Below are 17,487 nucleotides of genomic sequence, written 5' to 3' on the forward strand. Positions count from 1 at the left end.
AAATCACTAAATCCGTTAACAATTTTTTCGTACTTTAGCCTTGAAAGTATCACCAATTGGGGGTATCGTAAATCATGGTAAAACTACAAATAATAAAGAAGGAAAATTCATGTACAAAATAGACTTCACAAAACCAATCCATATCCATTTCATCGGCATCGGTGGAATCAGTATGAGTGGCCTTGCAGAAATTCTTTTAGGCGCAGGCTTCACCATCTCTGGTTCTGACCGCGATGAATCGGATTTGACAAAACATCTGGTAGCACTTGGAGCCAGAGTTAATTATCCACAGGCTGCAGCAAATATCACTGATGATATCGACCTTATTGTTTACACTGCTGCAATTCGTGAGGACAATCCAGAATTCCAGGCTGCAAAAGCAAGCGGCAAGCCAATGCTTACAAGAGCCGAACTTCTTGGTGAAATCATGGAGAATTACACTCGTTCAATCACTGTTTCTGGTACACATGGCAAGACCACTACTACTTCGATGATTAGCCAGATTCTTCTTGAGACAGCTGACGAACCTACTATTTCCGTTGGCGGTATCCTTGATGCAATCCACAGCAATGTTCACGTTGGAGACAGTGATATTTTCATCACTGAGGCCTGTGAGTACACCAATAGCTACCACTCATTCTTCCCTAAGTACAACATTATTCTTAACGTGGAAGCTGACCATCTTGATTTCTTTAAGAACCTTGAAAATGTCCGTGCATCTTTTAAGAAGTTTGCGGGCAATACAGCCGATGATGGTCTTCTTATCATCAATAACGAGATTGATAATGTTAAATACTTCACTGATGATTTAAAGTGCAAGGTTATTACCTACGCTCTTCACGGTGATGCTGATATTGTGCCCTCAGAAATTACTTACAATGAGAAAGGCTGCGCTAGCTACGTGCCAGTTTTTGCTGGAAAGAAGTTAGAACGTGTAACGCTTAATGTTCCTGGTGACCACAACATAAGCAACTCCCTTGCTGCCATTGCTCTTTGCATGGAAATGGGTATTAGCTACGACCACATTATCGCTGGGCTTTCCAAGTTCGGAGGTGCTCATCGTCGTTTTGAGTACAAGGGCACTTACAATGGTGCAACCGTTATCGACGACTATGCACATCATCCAACAGAGATTAAGGCCAGCCTTGCTGCAGCTGCAAACTATCCACACAACCGTCTGATTGTTTGCTTCCAATCTCACACATATACACGTACGCTCAGCTTTCTTGACGACTTTGCAGAGGCTCTCAGCACTGCTGATATCGTTATTATGCCAGACATTTACCCAGCCCGTGAGCCAGACATCTACGGTGTCAGCTCAAAAGACATCACAGATCGACTTGAAAAGCTGGGTGTTGAGGCCCATTATTTAGTCACATTTGAAGAATGTGAAAAATTTTTGAAAAAAAATCTTTTAAACAATGACCTGTTGATAACTATGGGTGCTGGAGACGTGTATTTAGTAGGCGAAAATCTACTTGACGAATAATTATCCACATTATCCACATTTTTCGAAGGGATTTTCCCCACAAAAAAATGTGGATTTTTTTAGCCCTTTTTTACTATTCTGAGGACACTTTTCCACATTATCCACAAGCGCCACAAACCCTTTATTTACAAGGCTTTGCGGCTCCTCAGCCCTTTTCTTTTTGATTTTACTTTGCTATAATTTGCCTCAAGTTAATGAGGGAGATGAATAATATATGGCTGACATCATGTTGCACACTAGCACAAACACAGGCTTTACTTGTGTTTCTAATACTTTCATAGAGGATTTCATGAAGGATGCTAATGGGGAATATGTAAAGGTTTACCTTTATCTGTTGCGTTGTCTCAATAACGATGGATTTGATTTTTCCATCGAGCAGTTGGCGGACTGTTTAGACCACACAGAAAAAGACGTAATGCGAGCTTTTACTTATTGGGAGAAAGTGGGTTTGCTTCGCCTTGAGTATTCACCAGATAATGAGCTTTCTGGAATCTACTTAGTAGATGTGAATGGATATGACAAGGCTGGCGGGCCTGTCATCTCCAACATCACATCACATCTTAATTCAGTACACTATACGGCTGCTTCTAGCGTAGCTACATCTGCTGGAGCCCCTGCTGTTAAACCAAATATGGTAAATACCGACCAGGATTACACTTCAGATCAGATTACAAGCTTCTTCTCTGATTCCGAAGTAAACGACCTTAAGTTTTCTACAGAAAGCTACTTGGGACGTCCATTATCCCGCACAGAGGCAAACAAGATTTACTTCTGGCACACAGATTTGCATATGCCAATGGACCTTATCGAATATCTCATTGGTACCTGCATCGACAATGGACACAAGAGCTTCCACTACATGAACACTGTTGCTATCAACTGGGCTGAGGAAGGCATCACTTGCGTTGAAGATGCAGTTAAGGCTTCCAGCACCAGAAACAACACTGTTTACTCAATCATGAGAGCTTTCGGTATCAGCGGACGTGATTTAGTTGAATCTGAGCTTGATTATGTTGAAAAGTGGACAAAAGCTTTAGGCTTCGATTTAGATATCATCTGTGAAGCATGCAAGCGCACTATTCTTCAGACTAACAAACCAAGCTTCAAATATGCAGATTCTATTCTTGAAAGTTGGAACAAAGATAACGTAAAATCACTTGAGGACATTGCAGCACTTGATCAGAAGCATACAGCTGCCACCGTCGCAAAGATTTCATCTGCAAATCGCATGCGTACAGCTGCCGCAAACACTGCCACTGCTTCGCGTACCAAGACCAGCTCAAAGTTCCACAATTTCTCACAGCGAGATTATGACTTTAATGAACTCGAAAAGAGGATATTAGGTAATTAGTTAATAAGGGGGAGAATATGGCTTTATCAAACGAACAATACGATGCACTTATGCGTCAATATAACCATAAACAGGCACGAAACAACCAAATCGTTGCTTACCGCACTGATGAGGTGTATTCTGCCATCCCAACACTTTCAGAGCTTGATGCAGAAGTCTCAAAGGTTTCTGTATCTTCTATCACTGCAATTTTCAACGGCGAAAATATCGAAAGCGCTGCAGCTGCAAGTCGTCGCAGACTTTCTGAATTAAAGGATCGCCGCATTAAGCTTATGGAAGCTGCAGGCTTTCCAGCTGATTACCTTGAGCCACCATATGACTGCCCAGACTGCAAGGATACAGGCTACATAAATGGCAAACGCTGCCACTGTTTCAAGCAGGCTGCACTTAATATTGTTTACAAACAGTCCAACCTTAACAACATCCTTTCAAAGGAGAATTTCAACTTCTTTGATTTAAATGTATACGACGAAAATTATTTTGAGGGTAATTCCGGCGTTAGCGCTCGTGCCACTGCACAAATAGCCCTAGAAAGAGCACAAAACTTTGTGCAGAATTTTAAGGCAAAAGGTGGTAATTTATTGTTGCTTGGACAGACAGGTTGCGGTAAGACTTTTCTTTCCAATTGCATCGCAAAAGCTCTTTTAGACGAAGGCATATCTGTTATTTACTTCACAGCATCTGAGCTTTTTAAAGTTTTTGAAGAACAAACCTTCAAGAAGAATGCCGATATGGCAGATCTTCATGATTCGATATTTGATTGTGATTTATTAATCATTGATGACCTTGGCACTGAATTTCCTAATAATTTCACTATTACCAAACTATTCCAGTGCTTAAACGAAAGACTACTTAGAAGCAAATCGACGGTTATTTCCACAAATCTTTCTCTCGAGGAAATGAGAGATACCTACAGCGAACGCATTACTTCACGAGTATTTTCATATTACGATGCCATCAGGCTTATCGGAGACGATATTCGTATTAAAAAAGTAATGATGAATAAATAAATATCTTTCAAGGAGCAAACAATGCCAAATAATGAAATCGTGTTGGAAAACACACCACCTATGGCTGAGCTTGGTTTAATACCACACAAGAGCTGTACAGCCATCGCGGAGAGAGTTAATGACTATCTTCTTCAGTGGAGACAGGAACGCAAAAGCGACCAGTCTATCATCACACTTGCAGGCTATCGTAGTGATTCCTACATCGTTGAAGCAGATTGTCCACGTTTTGGTTCAGGAGAGGCTAAGGGGGAAATTAAGCAGTCTGTCAGAGGTCTTGATTTATACATCCTAGTTGATGTTACAAATTACAGCCTTACTTACACTGTTTGTGGCCATGAAAACCACATGAGTCCAGATGATATTTTCTGTGACTTAAAGCGCATTATTGCTGCTGCCATGGGCAAGGCAAAGCGCATCACCGTTATTATCCCATTCCTTTACGAAGGACGTCAGCACCGCAGAAGTGGTCGTGAATCACTCGATTGCGCTATGGCACTTCAGGAGCTTGTTAACATGGGCGTTGATAACATCATCACATTTGATGCTCACGACCCACGTGTTCAGAATGCTATTCCACTTCACAGCTTCGAGACAGTATCTCCTACTTACCAGTTCCTCAAGGGCATCCTCAAGAACTGCAAGGACTTAAAGCTCGACAATGATAATCTCATGATTATCTCACCTGATGAAGGTGGTACAAAGCGTGCCGTATACATGGCTTCTGTTTTGGGTGTTAATGTTGGTATGTTCTACAAGCGTCGTGATTACAGCCGCATCGTTGATGGACGTAATCCAATTGTCGCTCACGAATTCCTTGGTAATGACGTTGCTGGCAAGGACGTTATCATCGTAGATGATATGATTTCTTCAGGCGAGTCAATGATAGATGTAGCTACAGAGCTTAAAAAGCGCAATGCAAAGCGCATCTTCGTAGTTGCTACATTCGGTCTTTTCACAAACGGCATGGACAAATTTGACAAGGCCGTTGAGGAAGGCATCATCTACAAGGTTGTTACTACAAACCTCACATACCTCACAGACGAAGTACTTAACAAGCCATACTTCATCAAGTGCGATATGTCAAAATACATCGCTTACATCATCGATACTCTCAATCACGAGTGCTCAATCTCAGAGCTCCTCAACCCATACGGACGTATCGAAAAGCTCATCAACAAATACAAAAACGGCGAATATTAATTTACGAATACTTGGCGGCTTCCTGTGTATCAGGGGCCGCTATTTTTCTGCCCTGTAACACTAGGTTGCAAGGGCAGAAAAACCTGCTAAGAAAAGTCAAGCGTAAATTGCTTTTCCCAGCAGATTTTCTTTTTGCCCTATTCTTATTATTTTTGTGCACACTAAAAAGGCTGACTTTCATCAGCCAATAATAAGCTGTATTTTCTACTTTTTATGCTTTGTAAACTTCGCTTACACGAGCGTAGTAAATTCGCAGAAACTTATTTAGTCCTGCTATCTTAGCCTGACGTTTAGATTTCCCTTCGGCCTCTTTCTTTAGAATAAACCGGTATACCGCATCATCCTCTGGAGCTTTGTGCGTTTTTAAAACTCTCATTGTCTCATAACCAATCTTGCGCAGTAGCTTTGAACCACGTTTGCTAATCTTTCGATTAGTTCCCACAAATTGGCCGGACTCATATGGCGGTGCATCTATACCTGCAAATGCAATAAGCGCCTTACCACTATGAAATCTTCTTATATCGCCTATCTCCGCAATCAGTTTAGGTGCCAAGACATCCCCAACACCTCCCATCGCTCGTACAGTTTCATATTCAGGAAGTGTCTTTGCCAGTTCTTTCATTCGTGTTATTATCTTCAGTAAGGTACTGTCGATTTCTCGAAGTACCCTTACTGCTTCCAATACCAGCATTTTGGTCGATGGGGTATTGGCAGGCAATGTCGGGATACCATCAGATGCAAGATCATAAAGCGTAGCTGCTTTTGATCGGTTCTGGTGGTATTTCTTTTCGGCAGCCCAGGAAATATAATCCTCAATAAAATCTTCTTTGGTCATCGCCGTTATATTATCGAAATGCCAGTACCTCTCTACGAAATCACTTAGTTTGTCCTTCCCGCTGCTCTCATTCCAACTGTGAAACTCCTTCTTTACTCCTGGCATTGTATAATCCAGCATATGCGTTAATTCAAGCAGTGCCTTTACGTGAAGCTCCATGTAATGGCAATACTGCCTTCCCAAAAGCTTTAGTTCTGAGTACACATCATCACTTCCTTGATGGTTTTCCAAGCGATACCAGTTATCAATTCCATAGTTCGCGATAGTGATTGAATCCTGCTTATCGGTCTTTACTCTTCTAAGCCCTCTGGATGCATACTCCTTCATTTCAAAAGGATTGATCACAGTCACAAAAAAGTTCTGGTCTTGAAGCGCTGACAACATTGGCAAATGATATATGCCGGTTGCCTCCATAACTATACGAATTTCTCCATCCAGCCGCTGAATCATTTGAATCAGATTCTTCAACTCACTCTCTGTGTGCATTACCTCAAATGGGCTTGCGACAATCTCTCCATAAGGTTTCAGTATACACACTGTACTTTTCTCCTTTGAAACATCAATACCTACGCTGATCATACATAACCTCCTATACTTGAATTAGTAATTGTTTACCACCCACACTTATTACCATTCATTTTAGTTGGTTACACGGGAGCTTATCCCTACCTGCTTAAGCGAATACTTATAATAAGGCTAGAGTAAAATTTTTATCGGAAAATTAAACAAATAAAAAAAGAACATCCTCTTTTGTGATAAATTATTGATTTGCGAAAACAATAAAACAAGGGAGGATGTTCTTTTTATGGAAGAAATTATAAAGTATTTCGCAGATGTTTTCATCACAAATTTATATGATGCTAAGATTGATTTTTATAAGAATCCACAGTCTTTAGCTGAATTGGTCATTGCAACTAAGAAGGAAACAGATGAGTTAGGACGATTATTTATTCAATCTGTGTTGCAGGAAATGGATATACTTCTAAAGGAATTACCAAAGAGAAAACGCCTATGGAATGTTGAACATAAAGCTGATGCGAGACAGGTTCTTACAACTCTTGGAAGAGTTACTTTTACAAGAGCACTATACGTTTCAAAGAACACTAATTCAGATGAGAAGGAAGAATTATGCTATCTGTTAGATAAGTTGATTGGTCTAGGCGATAATCAGCAGATGACAGAAGACGTTATGGCGAACATTTATAGTGAAGCTGTTCAGACTTCATATCGGAAGGCTGGTGAGGTAGCATCTATTCCTGAAGGGGTTACTAAAACAACTGTAAAAAATCTGCTTCATAAAACAAAATTCCCAAAGAATTTCCAGATTCCCGAAATTAAAAAGGAAGTGGATTATTTATATATAGATGCAGATGAGGATCACTATCATCTCCAGTTTAAGGATGTGCGTGGTGATTTGGAGTACAACGATTATGGCAGAAAGCTAAATGGTTCTATTAATAAGATTATCTACGTATTTGAAGGAATAGAGCCTGAAGCACCGAGAAGTAAACGAAATAGACTTGTTGGAACACACTATTTTTGTCGTGGAGATGAACAGGACAATAAAGAGTTATGGAAGGAAGTTTTTGATTATGTAGAGGCAACATATGATGTAGAAAAAATAAAGAAAATATATATAAATGCTGACGGAGGAGCATGGATAAAAACTGGATATAGAGGTTTAGCCAATGTAACATTTGTATTAGATGAATTTCATATATCAGAGCATGTTTCTAGAATGATTTCACACATGAAGGATTCTAAAGATGATGTAAGGATTGAAATATATAAAACGATAAGAAGCAAAACAAATGCTGATTTTCTAAAACTGGTTGATAGATTAAAAGAATACACTTCCTCAGAAAATATACTTGCAAAAATATCGGCATCAGCTGATTACATAAGTTCAAATTGGATGGCAGCTAAATATCGCTTAAGAAAACATGAAGGAGTGTTGGCTTGTTCGGCAGAAGGGCATGTATATCATGTGTTATCTAGTAGAATGAGTACGCAAGCGATGGGTTGGAGTAAACATGGAGCAAATCAGATGGCTCGTCTGCGTGAGTATTATTATAACGATGAAGACATGCTTGAACTTGCAAAATTCCAAAAAGAAGAACTGCCGATGGCAGCGGGGGCAAAAGAAGTTATATTGACTGCTAATGATGTCCTGGCATCAGAAAAAAACAAGAGAAGTCAGCTATTGCGAGAATACGGTAAATATTCAGAGGCAATTCATTCAAGCATGAGTGTTCAAAATAGTAAGCAGCTATTGTTTATGTTGAATGGAAAGCTGTAAAAAGGAAACAACACCTGACGGTGTTGCCTTTAATAAACGTGCTTCGCACAAACCTAATCTTTCATTTGCTTGATTTACAGTGTATCTGCCCAGAAATGGGAGTCAAGGATGCTACGCACCGAAGGCTGAAGTCCTTGACACCCATTTCAAGGCAGATAAAATATCAACAAGCAAACGAAGGATTAATTGTCGTACAAAAAAGTACGGCTTTTAAACCAAAATCAGAGGGCTGCGGAGCAGGGCTTCCTTTTAGAATAGAAAAATAGTAAGATAATCACAAATCTAATTCTTGTCACAAAAACACAGGGATAGTCTTTTCTGTGATTTCCGAGTACAAATTTACGCTGCCCTTATAATAAGGGGTTGGTTGACAGTTTTTGTTGCCGGATGTGATAATCCAAAAAGCGGCTCGCCATACCAATTACTCCCCTTATTATAAAAAAATAAGTGCAGATGTCAGAGTTAATTACTCTCTAACAACTACACTTTTATGGTACTAAATAGCGGCCCCACAAAAATAGTGGAAAGCCGCCTAATATTTGCATAGTTTATTCGCCGTCGTCTGCGCTGTCAGCTTCTTCGATTTCGTTTTCTTCTTCCTCTACGTAGTTTGGATCGTAAACTACATATTCGTTGGACTCACGGAAGATTGTATTCGAGCTACCAACCTGGCAGACTTTTATTTTGTCTCCGTTCTTTACATCTGAGGCCTTTATTGTAAGCACCTGACCAGATTCATATTTGGTAGAAACCTGCTCATCGTTTACATATACCTTTGACCACTTGGTAAACTCATCACCATAGATATGAAGCTTTCCATTGAAGAAGTATGCTTTATCTATTGTTACCTCGTTTACGCCCATGATAATGTCGCTAGGCTTGTATTCTGTGCCTGCCTGATAAGTATAACGGTTGCCGTACATGATGTCATACTGGAGCATTCTCAAGTCACTCATGTAGTCGTTAGTTCCATACTGCTTGCCTTCAGCCATCGCTGTCTGATGGTATCCATTGATGTTTCCATTGTGGATTCCAAGTCTGTTTAAATACTCTGAAACAAGCTGATATGTGGTCAAATCCTGGTCCTGTTTTTCCATTCCGAAATTATTCCAGGTAAAATACTTTGTCTTGTATAAATCTCCTGTAGCAATCTCGTCAGCTGTAAGACCCATAGTTGGAAGATGATCGCCAAACATGATAACGATTGTGTCTTCGCCACGCTCATCAAAAGCCTGGATATACTGCTTTATGAAGTCATCAACGTTGTGAATTCTGTTTACATAATATGACCACGCATAATTCTGACCTTCAGTCTTTCCCTGAGCCTTTACCTTGATCTCTGGGTCCTTCTCAACCTCATACTCTGGATATGAACCGTGCCCCTCAACAGTGATAGTGTATACAAAATCGCTGCCCTCTGTGGTATCCATGGCGTCCATAGTAGCCTGAAGAAGGATATCATCTGTTGGCCAGTTGCCAAGTGGAGTATATTCTGTAATATCCAAAAGCTCCTTTGATGTAAAGGTATCAAATCCCATCTGGGAGAAGGCATTCTTTCTTGAGTAGAAGTTACCACCATTGTTGTGAACAACATGAGTGCCATAGCCAAGCTCAGAAAGAACATCTGCGTAGCTCTCAACATCAACCTGCTTAAGAATTGTCTTCTGTGGATACTCACCTGGGCCAAAGAAGCCACAACTGAGACCTGTAAGCACCTCAAACTCTGAATTACAAGTACCTGCACCAACTACAGGAACAATGCAGTGTCCCGTAGAATAGTTCTGTTCCAGTGAGTGAATGAAAGGAATTGGGTCTTCGCTGGTCTCAAGGAACTTGCACTCGCTTACATCATAGAAGGATTCCAAAAGAATAACTACGATGTTAGGACGTGTTCCATCAGCAGTCTGTAATGTTTGGATGTAGGCTCCATCCTTCTCAACAATCGAATTAATTTTTGACTCTGAATAACCAAATGGTCTGTTCATACCTCTGTCTAATACTGAGGTAGAGAAACCATATAAATAACCGTAATCCAAATATCCCTGAGCAAGATTTCCGAAATATGATGTCATGACACCGGAATTTCTAAGCAATATTGTTGATGGGTAAAGAGAAACAAAAAGTGCAACCACAAGTATCAGTCTCTGCCAGAATGGTTTTACATCCTGCTTCTTTGGACCTTTTATCGCATACAGCACCATCAATATTATAAAAATAATGAGAGCAACAATAGCTAACATAGCCTGCTGTGCTGAGAAGTAGTTGGAATCCTGCATTGTCAGCAGGTCTCCAATCATATAAAGGTCAGTGTATCCAAATGGTGATACACGATTCAACAGAATCACACAGTTTATAATTCCAAGGATAATGAAGAACATACTGATGAAAACTCTCCACCATCCACGTCTGCGGCTAAGGAACACAATTGAAAGTGCTACAAATACACAGTATGAATTAAAAAGATATGGACCTGTATGATGAACTACAAAACCGCAAGCTGCCGCAAATGAATGTCTAGATAGCCATTCCATAATAAATATAATCAGAAGGGAAAGCGGAATCTGCATCCAGAATGCACTCTTGTCCCAAAGCTGCATCCATTTCTTATGGAATTTTCCATTCAGATAACCCTGAACAGCCTTTGAGTTTGCGAGCTTTATAAAAGGCTTTTTTATATTATCTCCAAGCCAGTGAAAACCCGATTTGATTTTACCTAATAGCTTTTTCATGAAACCTCCGATAAGCCATAAATATCTATAATATAGTAGTAATAGATTAATCAAATGATTAGTGCTACAATAATCCCACGGATTATAACACTTTATTTTTTATTAAGCAAGAAAGCGAGCCCCTTATGAAATTACAGTTTTACAAAAAGGGTATTCCCACCAAAACCATCAGACGTATCGTTCTTTTAGTGGCGGTTTTTATAGTATCACTAATTTTCTTTGAAATTGTCACAAATATATCTGAAAAAGCGGAGATATCTAGCCAATCCTCACCAACACTTCCTGTGGTTTCAATCAATTATCTAAATGATGCCACCACAGAGCTTCATGGCTACGTGTCGGAAATGGACCCTGCCTATATGCGCGACGCCATCATTCCACTGGATTCAAAGAGAAATATTTCCTTATCTATAGACAGCAAGGACAACCAGATTTCAAACATCTCCTACGAGATTCGTTCTCTGGATACCCAGCGTAATATTTCAAAAAATGATTTGAACTTCAAAAGTTCAGATGGATTCATTACTACAAGCTTCCAGGCAGAAAACCTCATCGATAAAAACGAAGAGTACCTCCTGGTAATCACTCTTGCCTGTAACGGTAAGGATGTTAACTACTACACCAGAATAATGCAGCCTGAAGGCTGTAACGAGGAAGAAATCATTGATTTCGCTCAGTATTTCCATAATACTGCTCTATCTGAGGATGCCACTGATTTAGCAACCTACATTGAGCCAAAGTCATCTGGTAATAATCAGGACCTTAGCCACGTTACCATCAATTCAAATCTTTCGCAGATTAATTATGGTACTTTTAAGGGCAAGCAACTTGGAAATACCAATATTTCCCTCACTGATATCAGCACTAACTATATTAGTCTCACTTTGAATTATATGCTCAATCTGGACAATAATGGCAAGTCCGAATATTACACCTGCTCAGAGGATTATCGTATTCGTTATACCTCTGACAGAATCTATCTTTTAGCTTACGACCGCACCATGGAACAGCTTCTTGATGAGAATTCAGTTGCTATTTCAAGTAACCTTGTAAATATCGGCATCACAGATGCTGATGTTCAGTATCTTTCAAACGAAACTGGTACCATTGTTTCATTCGTTCAGAACGGTAGCCTTTTTGAATACAACCAGACAGACCGTCAGGTGAAGGAAATCTTTAGCTTTGTAGACAACCCTACAGACTCACGTTCAACCTACAATCAGCATGAAATTCTTATTCTAAACATCGATGAGTCTGGTACCATGGACTTTGTTGTATATGGCTATATGAACTCAGGCCCTCACGAGGGCCAGTGTGGTATCAACCTGTTCCACTACGATGCAATTAGCAGCATCTCAACTGAGCAGGTATTTATCACCTCAACAAGCTCTTTCCAAATTCTGAATGCCAACTTCTCGGATTTACTTTATGAGACTGCTGACAACGAGTTCTACATTATGGTCAATGGAACTCTTCTATATATGAACCTTAACGATTTGACCACCAAAGAGCTTTTAACTGGGCTTGATGATTCCCAGTATGCTTCATCAAGCTCTCGCCGTTATCTTGCCTGGATGGATGAATCCACTGTGTCAGAAGCCATCCACATCATGGATTTGGAAACCGGTAATAACTTTGATATTTCTGCAGGCTCTGGCCAGCTGTTGAAGCCTCTTGCTTTTATTGATGACGATCTTATTTACGGACGTATCTACGAAAAAGATATCACCAATGACGGCGCCGGCACCAAGATTTATCCAATGTACTCGCTGACTATTTCTGATATCTCTGCTGGCTCTGAGCGTGAGCTTAAAACCTATACAAAAAGTGGCTACTATATCACAGGCGTCAGACTTGAGTCCTACACCATCTACCTTGACCGTATTCAAGTGGATGCAGAGGGAAATATCCTCCCTGCAGATGAGGACACCATCAAGAATAGCGCTGGTGAGCAAAATAAAGCCGTTCCTATCACAACAGAGATGGATGATGTGAAACAGCAGGTGGTTGTGCTCAACATGCCCCCCCTTGAAGAGGACGAAAAGCTGGGCAAAATCAAATACAAGGTAACAAACCTGGTCCTTGCTGATGAGAGCCGCAATATTTCCGTTGCTACAAGTACAAGTTCAACACAGTACTTTGTATATGTAGGAAATAAGGTCACTCTGGCAACTGACAGCCTGATAGCTGCCATCACCGAAGCAGATGAAAACATGGGTATCGTTCTTGATAATGAGCCTAAATACATTTGGAAACGTGGAAGAAAATCCTACCAGAATGCCATCACAGGCATCGCCGTTGGCTCAAGCGATTCAGAAGCCACTGGCGCAGCTAAAGCTCTTTCAGCAATGCTAGTTCAGGCAGGTGAAAATGTTCAGGTCCACACACTGTTGGAATCTGGCGAAACGCCTATTTCAATTCTTTCAAAAACACTTAAGGATTACACAATCCTTGATTTAACTGGCGCAACCCTTGATGAAGTGCTTTACTATGTCAGCCTGGGCAGCCCAGTTTACGCTTACACAGGTGACGATACAGCCTTACTTATCATTGGCTACGACTCAAGCTCAATCACTTGCTTTGACCCAGAAACCAGCACTAACAAAAAGCTGTCCCTCTCCGAAGCTTCAGAATACTTTGGTTCCTTCGGAAACGTATTCGTCAGCTATTTAAACTAAAAATAAACAAAAGAATAGCCGCATAGTATGTTGCAAGATTTATGTAATGTACTATGCGCTTATTTTTTACCCCTCTAAAATGATAAAAATACAAAAACAATATACTAAAGTCACTCAGCAAGAACAGCACTCCGGCAATCCCCGTCAACACCATTCCATTTAAACCACATTCCAAAGCCTTCATAGTCATAGTGGAAACAAAATATGTATAAATCAACGATGGTACAAAAAGCACTCCCATATGCAGGTGAAACAGTTTTCTCATTGTCACCATCAATCCACAGAAAAGCACCGGAAGCGTATACACCAGCACGCTGGTCTTATCTGTAATCCTGCACATATAGTTCAAAAGTCCTACATGGCCAAACATAAATGCAATGATTGCCACCGCCATAAATTGCTTGCTTGAAAAGGTGTTATAGCAGCCCATTAGCAAATCACCTACGAAGCAGGCCAGAAGTGCCCAAAACATTGTCCACAGCTTTTGTGAGAACACCTGATTTATCCATAGAATCACTAAAAAGGAGGCACTACATACCACCTTTAAAGGGACATAGTACCTCCTGGATAAACTGTTATCACATACGAAAAACAATGCTACTATTAATGCCACGTAAATTAATGTCTCAACAACCATTTTTCTCCATCCTTTATTCTCTTATTATTCTTCCTCACGTCCTGCTAGAATAGACTCAAGCCTTCTCTGATTTCCCATGAGAATTGCACCTGCACCAAGCAGGAAGATTGCTATGCAAAGCAAATATCTAGGATCAAATCCATCCGCCGTCTTTGGAGTTGAATCCTTCTTATGTCCTGATGAAATAGTGCCATCTGCTGCAACCTTGTAAGTAACCGTAGTTGTTGTCTTACCAGTGATTGTAAGCTTGGTCTCTGCATAACCATCTGTATACTCAAATCTTACCACATGCTCTCCAGCTGACAAGCTCTGAATAAAGCCATGTGTCATTGTAAGAATAGTTGAGCCTGATTCAAGTGTATATTTGCCCTGTGGAATATCCACGCCATCCACCATTGTTCTGCGAAGCTTATCCATAGGACCATTACATGTGATTTTAACAGGGCCACCATTTGAACCAACAGACTGGTTTGCGCCCTCAGTAATCTGATAGATGCCCTGAAGTGTCGTATCTATTCCCTTTGTGTTAGAAGAATTCTTCGTGCCAGTGCTTCCTGATGTACTATCAGACTTTCCTGTCTCAGCATAGAAGAAGTAAACCTTAGTATCTCCTGTAACTATACCAGTCTCATTCCTCTGTCCCCAATGAGTATATCCTGAGTATGATTTTGCATTAAATGAATATGCACTACCCTCTGTATACTTATTTGTTGAACGGGTAACACTCTTAATCATTGTGCTCTTATTAGCCTTGTAGAACTCATCATAAACTGTTACTGTATAAATCTTTGTGCCTGGTGTTGGTGTAACAGTTGGAGTTGGAGTCGGTGTAGGTGTTGGGGTAACTGTAGGCGTAGCCCCTGCTTTATATGTATACGTATAGGTTGTATCCTTGAGTAATGCTGAAAATGCTGGGCTTGGACCAGAAATCAATCCATATGCTGTTCCACCACTTGTATATGTACTTGGTGCAGAATGAGAAGGTATATTTCCAGCTAAATATGTCTTTGAATCAGCTTTTACTGTATCAACAGTATTTCCTGATGAATCCTGTAAAAGATAATTAATTGTCGCCGTGTAATACACTGGTGTATCTGATGTTGCCTGATAGCTATATGTATAGGTCGCATCCTCAGCAGCAGCCACAAAATCTGGAGTAGGCCCCAAAAGTTTATTGTAAATAATACCATTGATAGTCTTTGCTTCAGGTGCATCCCACTTAGGAGTCTGTCCCTCAGAGACTGTAAATCTCATGCTGGAATCATTTTTATAGGAATAAGTTGTAATATCCCCAGTAGTAGAGATCAACTGATATTCAATTGTTATCGTATATTCAGTAACTACTGGCTCGTCATAGAAATATACATAAATATCTCTATCGTAAAAGTTCTCTGTAAAATGCTTAACAACATAAGAATTCTTAGTACATCCTGGACAGTAAATCTCGGTTCCATCTGCTGGCCAACCACCCTGGTCGCCAATACTTGTAATAGAGTTACCTGCTGCAAATGTTAATGTACTTACATTACTTCCCTTAAGTGCGTTTGTTGCAATAGCTGTTGTTCCAGCCTTTACAGTGTATGAAGATGCTGATGCTGGAACCTTTACAAGTGTTGTGCCAGAGTACTCCTCATCTTCACTGTCAGTAGATGATGTTGCTGCAAGAGATGTTGTAAGTAATGATGGAGAAACAGATCTTAACATCATTGTTGCAGGAACCTCAACTGTTTCCTCTGCCACAGCATCCTGCTGCCCAGCATTATCCGAAGTCTCAGTCTGAGCTTCACTTTCTTCAGTTGTACCTTCCGAAAGGGTAATATTTGAATCTTCTGCCGGTGTCTCAACCGTAGCCTCTATGGTTTCCCTTTCCAGCTCTGCCTCAGAAACTGAGCTTCCCGCAAAGGTCCAGCCCGCCAGAATAATAGATGCGCTAATTAGAATACATCCTGTTCTTTTTAAAAATCCTTTTTTCACCATAGCATCCCCATCCCTAAAACCTAAGAGAATTTAAAGTGTCATTATTTGACTCTCTTTGCTACGATGAACATTCTTCCGTCTTCCTTGTAAGTATTACACGTGCTGAGAGTCAATATTTTGTCAGTGCTTGAAATATCGATAGTCTCATCAAATGCCGATAAACTCTGAATATTATTTAAAAACTCCTGAAGCTCAGCGCCTGTCACTGCGTCTATAAAATTGTAGTACTTGTAGGCATCATCATCGTCATAACCCACCTGTGACAAGCCCACTCCCACTACTTCATATTCCTGCTCTTCATACAGAGTTTTAAATATAATTGTCTTGTGTGACTGATAATAATCGTATTTAAGGTATCTCTTAAGGCCACCAAACATTGCTCCCGAGCGCATATTATGTCCGTAAATAATAGTGTTAGTGGTTGGATTTACTATGTCGCAGCGATAGTCCACAAACAATGTACCCGCCGTGCTATCGTTTCCGTTAAAATCTCTTCTGAGATAGTACTCTGGATCATTTGGAGTCTGTACAACAGGGTAGTTTATATCTGTATCCACCACTGTCAAAACCCCTACTAAATCCTGATTCTGCGCATATAAATCCGTCAGCTCTGGGAGAATTGCTCTATCATCCTCTGCATAATTTGTATCCCAAGGACTGTTAATCAAATCCTCTTCGATAACATTTGCTGAGGCTGAATTGGTTACACTTTCACCCCCATTTGAATCCTCTACAGAACCTATATCGTCAATTTTATTATTAATATTAACGTTATTTTGTGAATTATTAGTGTCCGAGGTTTTTTGGGCAGATTCCATCTGTTTGGCTATTTTTCTGGTCTGAACAACATCCTTGATTTCTACTCCTGCAAATACCACAACCAGCACCACAGCCAAAGACACAAAAATAAGGCCCAGTCTCCTAGAACTCTTGGCCTTACCCGCTGCTTCCTCTATTATTTCTCTGTCATCAAGCATACCTGCAGACTTGTTTGCCACAATATCTGCCACATGCTCTGCATACTGCTTTCCTATTGGGCTATTGAAGACGATGATGCCGTCACGAATGTCATTATAAAGGCGCAAAGCAACCTCAGGATCCTGAATGTCAAGCTCCTCGTTGATGCACTCTATCTTCTTAACATCTTCCTGTGCTGCTCTGTACTCATAGTAGGTCTCAAACTCAAACCCGCCTATGATAAACCTGTTCTTCCCCGACATGTAGCCTCCCCGTTATGCCCATGTTATTAACCTAAGTCTATCACAACAGATTTAATTTTGCA

At 40.4% G+C, this 17,487-nt stretch carries 11 protein-coding genes; 6 read left to right on the forward strand and 5 right to left on the reverse strand.

The features are described 5' to 3' along the window. The first annotated feature begins 109 nt into the window (after positions 1-109). From murC to prs, 4 genes are all read left to right on the forward strand, one after another. Positions 110-1,489 carry a UDP-N-acetylmuramate--L-alanine ligase gene (gene murC, locus FXF36_RS09305; protein ID WP_151623492.1) on the forward strand — a complete coding sequence of 460 codons (1,380 nt, stop codon included), beginning with the start codon at positions 110-112 and terminating at the stop codon, positions 1,487-1,489. Between the two features lie 214 nt (positions 1,490-1,703). Then, positions 1,704-2,840, forward strand: coding sequence for a DnaD domain protein (locus FXF36_RS09310; RefSeq protein ID WP_151623493.1), 1,137 nt, complete (start codon positions 1,704-1,706; stop codon positions 2,838-2,840). A gap of 17 nt (positions 2,841-2,857) precedes the next feature. Continuing rightward, on the forward strand, positions 2,858-3,850 hold the full coding sequence (locus FXF36_RS09315) for an ATP-binding protein (protein ID WP_151623494.1): 993 nt from the start codon (positions 2,858-2,860) through the stop codon (positions 3,848-3,850). A gap of 21 nt (positions 3,851-3,871) precedes the next feature. Further along, entirely contained in the window at positions 3,872-5,050 is a 1,179-nt protein-coding gene (gene prs, locus FXF36_RS09320) for a ribose-phosphate pyrophosphokinase (protein WP_151623495.1), read from the forward strand. 211 nt (positions 5,051-5,261) lie between these two features. Here prs and FXF36_RS09325 read toward each other — a convergent pair whose 3' ends face one another. Continuing rightward, positions 5,262-6,464 carry an IS110 family RNA-guided transposase gene (locus tag FXF36_RS09325; RefSeq protein WP_151623496.1) on the reverse strand — a complete coding sequence of 401 codons (1,203 nt, stop codon included), beginning with the start codon at positions 6,462-6,464 and terminating at the stop codon, positions 5,262-5,264. Between the two features lie 226 nt (positions 6,465-6,690). On the opposite strand from FXF36_RS09325, the gene FXF36_RS09330 reads away from it, so the two are divergent. Further along, on the forward strand, positions 6,691-8,184 hold the full coding sequence (locus tag FXF36_RS09330) for an ISLre2 family transposase (protein WP_151622274.1): 1,494 nt from the start codon (positions 6,691-6,693) through the stop codon (positions 8,182-8,184). Positions 8,185-8,732: 548 nt separating this feature from the next. Here the strand turns inward: FXF36_RS09330 and FXF36_RS09335 are convergent. Next, the gene (locus FXF36_RS09335) at positions 8,733-10,913 is read right to left on the reverse strand and encodes an LTA synthase family protein (protein ID WP_151623497.1); all 2,181 of its coding nucleotides are present in this window, start codon (positions 10,911-10,913) and stop codon (positions 8,733-8,735) included. Between the two features lie 125 nt (positions 10,914-11,038). Between FXF36_RS09335 and FXF36_RS09340 the strand changes: the two genes are divergently transcribed. Further along, positions 11,039-13,591: a hypothetical protein gene (locus tag FXF36_RS09340; RefSeq protein ID WP_151623498.1), complete on the forward strand. Its 2,553-nt coding sequence runs from the start codon at positions 11,039-11,041 to the stop codon at positions 13,589-13,591. On the opposite strand, the gene FXF36_RS09345 is transcribed toward FXF36_RS09340, so the two are convergent. From FXF36_RS09345 to srtB, 3 genes are read right to left on the reverse strand one after another with little or no spacing between them, the layout of a single operon-like run. After that, the gene (locus FXF36_RS09345; RefSeq protein WP_330583174.1) at positions 13,575-14,228 is read right to left on the reverse strand and encodes a lysoplasmalogenase family protein; all 654 of its coding nucleotides are present in this window, start codon (positions 14,226-14,228) and stop codon (positions 13,575-13,577) included. The genes FXF36_RS09340 and FXF36_RS09345 overlap by 17 nt on opposite strands. 24 nt (positions 14,229-14,252) lie before the next feature. Next, entirely contained in the window at positions 14,253-16,205 is a 1,953-nt protein-coding gene (locus tag FXF36_RS09350; protein WP_151623500.1) for a hypothetical protein, read from the reverse strand. A 41-nt stretch (positions 16,206-16,246) separates the two neighbouring features. Beyond that, entirely contained in the window at positions 16,247-17,425 is a 1,179-nt protein-coding gene (gene srtB / locus FXF36_RS09355) for a class B sortase (protein ID WP_151623501.1), read from the reverse strand. Positions 17,426-17,487 lie beyond the last annotated feature (62 nt).

This window comes from Pseudobutyrivibrio xylanivorans (assembly GCF_008935055.1).
GTDB classification, from domain to species: domain Bacteria; phylum Bacillota; class Clostridia; order Lachnospirales; family Lachnospiraceae; genus Pseudobutyrivibrio; species Pseudobutyrivibrio xylanivorans_A.

Excerpts from the sequence above, each read along its gene's own strand:
- murC (WP_151623492.1), top strand. The coding sequence starts at position 110 with ATGTACAAAATAGACTTCACAAAACCAATCCATATCCATTTCATCGGC.
- FXF36_RS09310 (WP_151623493.1), top strand. The coding sequence starts at position 1,704 with ATGGCTGACATCATGTTGCACACTAGCACAAACACAGGCTTTACTTGT.
- FXF36_RS09315 (WP_151623494.1), top strand. The coding sequence starts at position 2,858 with ATGGCTTTATCAAACGAACAATACGATGCACTTATGCGTCAATATAAC.
- prs (WP_151623495.1), top strand. The coding sequence starts at position 3,872 with ATGCCAAATAATGAAATCGTGTTGGAAAACACACCACCTATGGCTGAG.
- FXF36_RS09325 (WP_151623496.1), bottom strand. The coding sequence starts at position 6,464 with ATGATCAGCGTAGGTATTGATGTTTCAAAGGAGAAAAGTACAGTGTGT.
- FXF36_RS09330 (WP_151622274.1), top strand. The coding sequence starts at position 6,691 with ATGGAAGAAATTATAAAGTATTTCGCAGATGTTTTCATCACAAATTTA.
- FXF36_RS09335 (WP_151623497.1), bottom strand. The coding sequence starts at position 10,913 with ATGAAAAAGCTATTAGGTAAAATCAAATCGGGTTTTCACTGGCTTGGA.
- FXF36_RS09340 (WP_151623498.1), top strand. The coding sequence starts at position 11,039 with ATGAAATTACAGTTTTACAAAAAGGGTATTCCCACCAAAACCATCAGA.
- FXF36_RS09345 (WP_330583174.1), bottom strand. The coding sequence starts at position 14,228 with ATGGTTGTTGAGACATTAATTTACGTGGCATTAATAGTAGCATTGTTT.
- FXF36_RS09350 (WP_151623500.1), bottom strand. The coding sequence starts at position 16,205 with ATGGTGAAAAAAGGATTTTTAAAAAGAACAGGATGTATTCTAATTAGC.
- srtB (WP_151623501.1), bottom strand. The coding sequence starts at position 17,425 with ATGTCGGGGAAGAACAGGTTTATCATAGGCGGGTTTGAGTTTGAGACC.